The organism is Microbacterium sp. Kw_RZR3, assembly GCF_029222405.1.
Taxonomy (GTDB): domain Bacteria; phylum Actinomycetota; class Actinomycetes; order Actinomycetales; family Microbacteriaceae; genus Microbacterium.
The window spans coordinates 1-593 of the sequence record NZ_JARHXC010000279.1; the positions used below are offsets into that span (position 1 = coordinate 1).

1 pseudogene is annotated in these 593 nt (G+C 72.3%); it reads right to left on the bottom strand.

The annotated features are described in order from the left end of the window. Positions 1-526, bottom strand: a pseudogene (locus P2P98_RS15615) (mannitol dehydrogenase family protein); the annotation flags it as partial. Between the last annotated feature and the right edge of the window lie 67 nt (positions 527-593).

Sequence of the window (593 nt, forward strand, 5' to 3'; positions counted from 1 at the left end):
GTCGGCGCAGCCCCTCGGTCAGCAGGCCCATGACGCTGCGAGGGGGCAGAGCGCCGTCGAGGTCGGCGAGCGTCGCCTCGTCGCGAGGCGCGTAGGTGCCGGTGGCGTCGTCGATGCCGTAGCCGCCCTCGGTGATGGTGAGCGAGACGATCGCCGTGTCGGGGTCGGCGAGCTTGGCGACGACGGCCTCGGGGTCGTCGGGAACGAAGAGGTAGTCGACGATCGAGCCGACCACGCGTGCGGTGGACGTGCCGTCGGGGGCCGTGGTGACGAGCGTGTAGAGGTCGTCTTGCGCGGAGAGGGCGTCGCGCATGGCGGCGTCGAAGGAGAGGACGCCGACGCCGCACAGGCCCCATTCGGTGTGGCCGGCCTCGAGCAGGCGGTCGAGGTACATCGCCTCGTGGGCCCGGTGGAAGCCGCCGACCCCGAAGTGCACGATGCGCGAGCGGACGGCCGAGCGGTCGTACGTCGGGACGGACACGTTCGCCGCGAGGGAGGGGAGGGCGGCGGCGGTGAGGTCGGTCATGCGGGGCTCCGTGTGGGTGGAAGGGGTGGGTCCGGTCCCTTCGACAGGCTCAGGGACCTTGCGTTGC